6 protein-coding genes are annotated in these 6,264 nt (G+C 70.8%); all 6 read right to left on the bottom strand.

From position 1 onward, the window contains the following. A partial coding sequence (locus ACE3T2_RS12135) for a F0F1 ATP synthase subunit B (RefSeq protein WP_374657650.1) occupies positions 1-472 on the bottom strand: 472 nt, incomplete at its 3' end. Then, positions 472-1,071 (bottom strand): hypothetical protein, encoded by a 600-nt coding sequence (locus tag ACE3T2_RS12130; RefSeq protein WP_374657648.1) that lies wholly within the window; start codon positions 1,069-1,071, stop codon positions 472-474. The genes ACE3T2_RS12130 and ACE3T2_RS12135, both read right to left, overlap by 1 nt. Positions 1,072-1,148: 77 nt before the next feature. Continuing rightward, complete coding sequence (locus ACE3T2_RS12125; protein ID WP_056016592.1) at positions 1,149-1,373, bottom strand: F0F1 ATP synthase subunit C; 225 nt, start codon at positions 1,371-1,373, stop codon at positions 1,149-1,151. 53 nt (positions 1,374-1,426) lie between these two features. After that, the gene (locus ACE3T2_RS12120) at positions 1,427-2,212 is read right to left on the bottom strand and encodes a F0F1 ATP synthase subunit A (RefSeq protein WP_374657646.1); all 786 of its coding nucleotides are present in this window, start codon (positions 2,210-2,212) and stop codon (positions 1,427-1,429) included. Positions 2,213-2,228: 16 nt separating this feature from the next. Beyond that, positions 2,229-2,579: a F0F1 ATP synthase assembly protein I gene (locus tag ACE3T2_RS12115; protein WP_374657644.1), complete on the bottom strand. Its 351-nt coding sequence runs from the start codon at positions 2,577-2,579 to the stop codon at positions 2,229-2,231. A 227-nt stretch (positions 2,580-2,806) separates the two neighbouring features. Then, positions 2,807-6,250: an AAA family ATPase gene (locus ACE3T2_RS12110; RefSeq protein WP_374657642.1), complete on the bottom strand. Its 3,444-nt coding sequence runs from the start codon at positions 6,248-6,250 to the stop codon at positions 2,807-2,809. Positions 6,251-6,264: the final 14 nt, after the last annotated feature.

Raw genomic sequence — 6,264 nt, 5'->3', positions numbered from 1 at the left:
GGTCGATCGCGCGATCGACCAACTGGTCGGTCTTCACGCCAGAGAGGCGCTGGGTCAGCACCACTTCGGCGGCCTGGGCCGCCAGATCGGCGGCGGCGGCCTTCACCTCGGCCGTGGCTTGCGCTTCGGCGTTGGCGATCTTGCGTTCGGCGAGCTGCTGGCGGCGAGCCAGGCTCTCTTCCAGCTTGGCCTTGGCCTCGGCTTCGTAGCGGCGAGCTTCGTCCTGGGCCGCGGCCAGCATGTCCTTGGCCTGGGCTTCGGCTTCAGCGCGCTCGGCCTTGAGCTGGGCCAGCAGGCGTTGGGCTTCCTCGCGGATGCGGGCGGCCTCGTCCAGGTCGGCCTGGATCTTGGCCGTCTTGGCGTCCAGCGCGCCGTTGATCGCCTTCGGGGCCTTGGCCACGAAGATGACGATGCCGAGGAAGATGAGCAGGCCGACGCCCACCCATGTTTCGGCTTCAGCGAACATCTCCATCAGGCGGCTCCCTGGGCGGCGAGCGCCGCGTCGATCTCAGCGGCGGTCACCTTCTGACCGGTCAGCTTTTCGACCATGGCCTGGGCCGTCTCGCCGGCGATGCCGCGGACGTTGGTCATGGCTTGATCGCGCAGGCCGCGGATGCGGGCCTCGGCTTCGTCCATCTGGGCTTGAAGACGGGCGTCCTCGGCCTTCTGGCTGGCGGCCAGTTCGGCGGCGGCCTTGGCCTTGGCTTCGACGGCGAGGCCGCGCGCGCGGGCGCGGGCGTCGTCGATCTCGGCCTGAGCGGCCTTGGCTTGCGCCTCGGCTTCGGCCTGAACGCTGCGGGCCTGGGTCACCGCTTCGGCGATGGTCGCTGCGCGGGTGTCCTGAATCTTGCGCAGCCGCGGCACGAAGACCTTGGCCAGCAGGATGTAGAGGACGGCGAAGATGAGGAAGAGCCAGACGATCTGACCGCCCCAGTATTCCATCCGGAACTGGGGCAGACCGCCGCTCGCTTCGCCGCCGTGGGCGGCGGCGACTTCCGTCGTACCGGCGGGGGCGTGAGCCCCGTGCTCGGCGCCGACGGCCTCGGCGTTTGGTGTGGTCTCGGCGGCCATAAGGCTTAGGCGTCCTTATAAACGCAGGTCAGGGCGCGACGGTGACGGCGCGCCCCTCGGGACCTGCGGATCTGGCTTTAGGAGAACAGGATGAGCAGGCCGAGCACGAAGGCCAGGATGCCCAGAGCTTCGGTCAGAGCCGCGCCGAGGATGAGGTTGGTGAACTGGCCGCCAGCGGCCGACGGATTGCGCGTGGCGCCCGCCAGGAAGTGGCCGAAGATCGTGCCCACGCCGACGCCGGCGCCGATCATGCCGAGGGTGGCCAGGCCAGCGCCGATGTACTTAGCGGCTTCAGCGTCCATAGTTTTCAGTCCCGTTTGAAAGTTGAAGTGGTTGTTGAGGTGTCGGCGGCCGATCAGTGGTGATGGCCGAGGTTGACCACGTCGTTGAGGTAGACGCAGGCCAGAACCGCGAAGACGAAGGCTTGCAGGAAGGCCACCAGGAACTCCAGGGCCGTCAGGGCCACGACGCCGCCCAGCGACAGGGCAGCAGCGACATAGCCCAGGGTGGCGACGCCGCCGGTCGCGGCCAGCGCGCCCAGCGAGACGACGAAGCCGGCGAAGACCTTCAGCGCCACGTGGCCGCCCAGCATGTTGCCGAACAGACGCAGGGCCAGGGTGACCGGGCGCAGCAGGAAGGACAGGATCTCGATCGGGGTGACGAGGATCAGCATGTACCACGGCACGCCGGACGGGACGAACAGCTTGTACATGTTCGCGCCGTTGCGCATCACGCCGTAGATGATGACGATCAGGATGGTCATCACGGCCAGCGAGGCGGTGACCGCCAGTTGCGAGGTCGCGGTGAACACCAGGAACAGGCCCAGCATGTTCATCGCCAGGATGAACATGAACAGGGTGAAGATGTAGGGGAAGAACTTGCGCCCTTCGTGGCCGATGATCCCGACCACCAGGTCGTCGATATAGCTGAAGACGCCCTCGCCGATGACCTGCAGCCGGCCCGGAACCACCGCGGCCTTGGCGGTGGTCACCGCGAAGAACAGGACCACCAAGGTCGCGGCCGCCAGCATGGCGACGGTCGAGTTGGTGATCGACATGTCGATCGCGCCGACGCCCGGCAGGGTGAACGAAGGGAGATCCACGACTTTCTGGATCTCGAACTGATGCATCGGGTCGGCCATGCCGCCTCGAACTCCCTCAATCTTCCTCGTCGTCGGGGGGGAGGTCCTTGGCAGGACCCCACTCCCTCGCCGCTTCGGCGGTCATGCGCTGGGCCGAACGAACGGCCATCCAAATCGAAACGCCGAAGCCCACCAGGACTCCGGTGATCATCCCCCAAGGCGCCGTCTTGAAGACGACGTCCGCCCCGGCTCCGAAGCCCAGGCCCACGAAGACCCCGCCTATCAGCACGCCAATGAGGCGATAGCCGTAGCCGGCGGCCTTGGAGCCGTAATCCTGCACCGTCGGGGTCGTGCGCTGTTCCAGCGCGGCGGCCCGTTCGTCGAGGCGCCTGATGGCCTCGTCGCGCGAATTTTCCGGATGCGGCATGCGTCGGGAGGCCTGTTGGAACCACGACGTCGCCCGCCGCGGCCGGGGCTTCAAGTCGCGCGGAACCTATAGGCGTGGGTGCGGTGCGTCAAGGCTGGGGTTATGTGATTTAGCGGTCTGTATTTGTTGAGTTTTTCGCCGTCGCGACAACTCGTCCGCCGCCCGTGGCGCCTGTTCGGCGAAGGCGGGTCGCGGCCGGGGTGAAGATTCCGTTGCGGAACCTGGGCCTATTGCGCGGCCATCGCCTCGGCCTGCCGCAGGTCGACCGAGACCAGTTGCGAGACCCCGCGCTCGGCCATGGTCACGCCGAACAGGCGGTCCATCCGCGCCATGGTCACGGGGTTGTGGGTGATCGTGATGAACCGGGTCTCGGTGCGGCGGCGCATCTCGTCGAGCAGGTTGCAGTAGCGGTCCACATTGGCGTCGTCGAGCGGCGCGTCGACCTCGTCCAGCACGCAGATCGGCGCCGGCTGGGCCAGGAACACCCCGAAGATCAGCGCGCAGGCGGTCAGGGCCTGCTCGCCGCCGCTCATCAGGCTCATGGTCGCCATCCGCTTGCCCGGCGGGCAGGCGTAGATCTCCAGGCCCGCCTCCAGCGGATCGTCCGATTCGACCAGCCGCAGTTCGGCCTGGCCGCCCTGGAACAGAGCCTGGAACAGCGCCTTGAAGTGCTCGTTGATGACGTCGAACGCGGCCAGCAGCCGCTCGCGGCCCTCGCCGTTCAGCTCGTCGATCCCCTGGCGCAGGCGGGCGATGGCGCCGGTCAGGTCGGCGCGCTCGCTCATCATGGTCTCAAGTCGCGCGGAAGTCTCCGACGCCTCTTCCTCGGCGCGCAGGTTCACCGCACCGATCGCATCGCGTTGGCGCTCGAGATTGTAGAGGTGGGCCTCCATGCCGCCGGCGTCGGTCGGGATCGCCACCGCCTCGTCGGCCAGGCTGCGGCCGAGCTGCTCGGGCTCGACGCGTGCGGTCTCGCGGATCTGGGTGGTGATCTCGGTCAGGCGCTCGATCGCCGCTTCCAGCTTCGCGGCCAGGGCGGCGCGCAGCTCGCGGGCCTCGCCGGCCGCGCCCTCGGCGGCGCGCAGGGCGCGGTCGGCTTCTGTTCGGGCGGTCTCGGCCTGGGCCAGGGCGTCGGACGACTGGGCGCGACGGGCCTCGGCCTGGGCCAGTTCGTCCAGCAGCAGGCCCAATCGGTCCTGGTGCGAGGCCGGCGCCTCGCGGGCCTTGTCGAGATTGGCCTGCACCTTGGCACGGCCTTCAGCCAGGTCTTCCAGCCGGCGGGCGGCGGCCTTGCCTCGGCGGGTCCAGTCGTCGGTGTCGCGCTTGAGGTTCTCGTAGCGGCGGGCGCGGCCGTCGCGCTCGCGGATTTCCGTCTCGAGAGCGGAGCGGGCGGCGGCGGCGGCCTCGCGCGCCGGCCCCGCGGCGGCGCGGGCCTGCGCCAGGCGTTCGGCGACGTCGCCGCCTTCGCCTTGGCCGGCGGTCTCGGCGATTGCCGTGGCCAAGATCTGCTCGGCCTCGCCTAACTCAGCCTCGTAGCGTCCGATCATGTCGTCCAGCGACTGGGCCTGGGCCTCGCGGCGGGCGGCTTCGCGGTCGAGCTTTTCGAGGTTGGTTCGGGCGATGGAGACCTTCTGCTCGGCGGCCGGCGGCTCGCGCCGCGCGGCGCGGGCGGCGTCTTCCGTCGCGCGGACGCGGGCGCTGGCCGCGGCCAGGGCTTCCTTGGCCGCCGCGGCGCGGGGTGAGACGGCCTCGATCTCGGTCTCGACCTCGGCCAGCCGGGTCTTCTGCTCCATGCGGATGGCGGCGGGCTTGGGCGCGTCGGCGCGGGCGACGAAGCCGTCCCAGCGCCAGAGGTCGCCCTCCTTCGAGACGATCCGCGCCCCGGGCGGCAGCTGCTTGCAGAGCCGCTCGCCGTCCTCGCGGGCCACCACGCCGATATAGGCCAGCCGCGCGGCCAGGGCGTCCGGCGCCTTGACCTTGGGTGCGAGCGGTTCGACGCCCTGCGGCCAGGTCGCGGGCGGGGCTTCGCGTCCGCCCCAGTGGGCCGGGGCCTTGGGATCGAGGGCGGCGTCCAGATCGTCGCCCAGGGCGGCGGCGACGGCGCGCTCATAGCCGCGGGCAGGGGAGACCGAATCGAGCGCGGGGGCGAAGCCGGCCCGTCGCTGCTGCGCGACGATCTGGGCCAGGGCCCGGGCTTCGGCGGTCAGGCGCCCCAGATGTTCGTCCTGCTTGCGCGAGGCCTCGCGAGCCTCGGCCTCGTCGGGGGCGGCCCTGGCGCGCTCCTCCTCGGCGGCCTCCAGCGCCGCGCGCAGGGTGGCGAGGTGGGCCTGGGCCCGTTCGAGCTCTGCGCGCGCGGCTTCGATCTGCGGCGTCACCGCAGGGCCGAGCTGGGCGCGTTCGCCTTTGGTCCGCTCGAGGGCGCCGCGGGTGCGGGCGACGCGCGTCCGGGCCTCGTCGACCCGCGCTGCGCCAGCCCGCCGACGGGCCTCGTCGGCGGCGGCCTGGGCGGCCAGCTCCTCTACCGCCTTGTCGGCGGCGACGCGGGCTTCCTCGGCCGCCTGGGCGGCCGCTTCCAGTTCGGGCGTCCGCTCCGGCGCCGCAGCGATGGCGGCCTCCAGCGCCGCCAGGTCGTCCGCCATCCGCGCCAGCGCCGCCTCGGCGTCGTGGGCGATCTGGGTCTCGCGGGCCCGGTCGCCGTCGATGCGGGTGAGATCCGCCGTCAGTCGTTCGATCTCGGCGGCCAGGGCCTCGCCCTCGCGTTCCAGCCGGTCCTTGTCGATGGCGAGGCGGTGCAGGATCGCCGCAGCGATGGTCTCGGCCTCGCGCAGCGGCTTGATCGCCTCCTCCGCCTGGGCCGCGCGAGTCGTAGCCGCGGCGGCTTCGCGGGTGTGGGTCTCGACGGCGGACGCCGCGGCGGAGGCTTCCTCGCGCAGGCGCACGGCCGCGTCGCGGGCCTCGGACCAGCGGGCGAACAGCACCGCGCTTTGCAGGGCGCGGATCTCCGCCGACAGGCGCTTGTAGCGCTCGGCTGCGCGGGCCTCGCGACGCAGGCGGTTCAGCGCGCTCTCCAACTCGCCGGCCACGTCGTCCAGGCGGGAGAGGTTGGTTTCGGCCGCGCGCAGCCGCAACTCGGCCTCGTGCCGGCGCGAATGCAGGCCCGAGACCCCGGCGGCCTCTTCCAGGATCAGGCGGCGGTTCTGCGGCTTGGCGGCGATCAGTTCCGAGATCTGCCCCTGGCGCACAAGCGCCGGCGAATTGGAGCCGGTCGAGGCGTCGGCGAACAGCAGTTGCACGTCGCGGGCGCGCACCTCGCGGCCGTTGATCCTGTAGGTCGAGCCCGCGCCCTTATCGATCCGCCGCACGACCTCCAGCACGGGGGTGTCGTTGAAGGCTGGCGGGGCGCGACGGTCGCTGTTGTCGATGGTCAGTGTGACTTCGGCGTGGTTGCGCGAGGCGCGGTTGCCGGAGCCCGCAAAGATCACGTCGTCCATGCCGCCGGCGCGCATCGCCTTGGCGGAATTGGCCCCCATCACCCAGCGCAGGGCTTCCAGCAGGTTCGACTTGCCGCAGCCGTTCGGTCCCACGATGCCCGTGACTCCGGGCTCGATCCGAAATTCCGTCGGATCGACGAAGGACTTGAAGCCGGAAAGTCTGAGCCTCTGGAAATGCACGGGCCGGGGGCGCC

This window comes from Phenylobacterium sp. (genome assembly GCF_041919955.1).
Taxonomy (GTDB): Bacteria; Pseudomonadota; Alphaproteobacteria; order Caulobacterales; family Caulobacteraceae; genus Phenylobacterium.
The sequence above is the reverse complement of the archived record's forward strand: the minus strand, read 5'-3'. Positions and strand labels throughout refer to the sequence as shown.

Excerpts from the sequence above, each read along its gene's own strand:
- ACE3T2_RS12130 (WP_374657648.1), bottom strand. The coding sequence starts at position 1,071 with ATGGCCGCCGAGACCACACCAAACGCCGAGGCCGTCGGCGCCGAGCAC.
- ACE3T2_RS12125 (WP_056016592.1), bottom strand. The coding sequence starts at position 1,373 with ATGGACGCTGAAGCCGCTAAGTACATCGGCGCTGGCCTGGCCACCCTC.
- ACE3T2_RS12120 (WP_374657646.1), bottom strand. The coding sequence starts at position 2,212 with ATGGCCGACCCGATGCATCAGTTCGAGATCCAGAAAGTCGTGGATCTC.
- ACE3T2_RS12115 (WP_374657644.1), bottom strand. The coding sequence starts at position 2,579 with ATGCCGCATCCGGAAAATTCGCGCGACGAGGCCATCAGGCGCCTCGAC.